Annotated in this window: 1 protein-coding gene; it reads left to right on the forward strand. The window is 72.7% G+C overall.

The features are described 5' to 3' along the window. On the forward strand, positions 1-444 hold a 444-nt coding region (locus RAD15_RS43890; RefSeq protein WP_458184875.1), incomplete at both ends, for an AbrB family transcriptional regulator.

A 444-nucleotide genomic window follows, 5' to 3' on the forward strand; every position in this document is an offset into this window, starting at 1 on the left:
ATAGCCGCGTGGCATGCGTCGCGGGGGCGGCGTCCGTCGTCGCCGCGCTCGGCGGCGCGCATGGCGGGATGGAAAGCCCGACGGCCGACTGGTTTCCGCCGATCGACCCGGTCGCCTTTGCCGAAACGCTGGCGATCGCGGCGGTGGGCGCCTGTCTGGGCGTCATGCTGAAGCTGCCGGCCGGGCCGATGATCGGCGCGCTGCTGCTCGGCTCGGCGCTCAACGTCGCCGGGCTGGTGCGGTTCGACCTGCCGGGCTGGCTGCTCGCGGCGAGCTACGCCATCGTCGGCTGGCGGATCGGGCTTCACTTCACCCGGGATATCGTGACCGCGGCCGCCCGCGCCCTGCCCCGCATCCTGGCGTCGATCCTGCTGCTGATCGCGATCTCGGCCGGGATCGGCGCGCTGCTGTCGCATTTCGGCGGAGTCGACCCGATCACCGCCT

The sequence above is a fragment of the Bradyrhizobium sp. 14AA genome (assembly GCF_054185205.1).